The sequence below is a fragment of the Mesorhizobium sp. M4B.F.Ca.ET.089.01.1.1 genome (assembly GCF_004022605.1).
In the GTDB taxonomy this organism is placed as follows: domain Bacteria; phylum Pseudomonadota; class Alphaproteobacteria; order Rhizobiales; family Rhizobiaceae; genus Mesorhizobium; species Mesorhizobium abyssinicae.
The window spans coordinates 1-732 of record NZ_RZOS01001082.1 but is presented as its reverse complement, the minus strand read 5'-3'; the positions used below and the strand labels follow the sequence as shown (position 1 = coordinate 732).

The window sequence follows — 732 nt, the reverse complement described above, 5'->3', positions numbered from 1 at the left end:
GCTGCAGAGGCTGACGCCGCGACGGCAAGTTCAACTTCCACCGAATCATGTCCCCCAAGATCGGGTAGATGTCGTTGTGCTTCGCACCAAAGCGCATAAAGTCGCCCTGGTGGCTGCCGATATCACGGTTTCCGGTGTCATCAAGCGGGAGATAGCTCGACAGTCCGGCCAGTCCCTCGGCTCGGCGCTCCTCTTCATTCAGGTTATAATACCGCCACATCGGATTGCCGTGACTGAAGTCGACGTCATTGAGCGAAGAGAGCAGGCGCTCAGTAAGATCGTCGCCATCGTCAGGCCGACGGTTGCTGAAGCTGAAGTCGTAGACGAGCTTGGCCAGGGCTTTGAGGACCACCGGCTGCGCGGCGACGGTTTTCTCGCGCGCTCGCTCTTCTCCGAAACCTTCAATGTCGCGGACGGCACTCCAAAACCAAACGCCGGTCTCTGTGCGACCATCAATCATCAGGGGAGTAGCGCCGTTAATGTTGCTGCGGTTAAGCAGCAGAATCGCGTTAACTGCCACAAGATCCTTGCGGACAATGCGACCATCATCGTCTGCCCAGCTCTTCACGTCGGTTTCGACAACACCAAGGCCGAGTTCTTCCATCAGCCGCTCCTTGATGAACAGGTTGACCGGATTGGAGTTGTCGAACTGCAGCGCGAGATTCGTATCCACCTTTTTGCCAAGGCGATTCAGGTCATGAAAAAGTTGCCTCTCTTCGTCCGGCTGAAGGC

The 732-nt window shown here is 56.7% G+C and carries 1 protein-coding gene; it reads right to left on the bottom strand.

The genetic code is table 11. From position 1 onward, the window contains the following. A partial coding sequence (locus tag EN780_RS36135) for a DNA sulfur modification protein DndB (RefSeq protein ID WP_210215104.1) occupies positions 1 to 732 on the bottom strand: 732 nt, incomplete at both ends.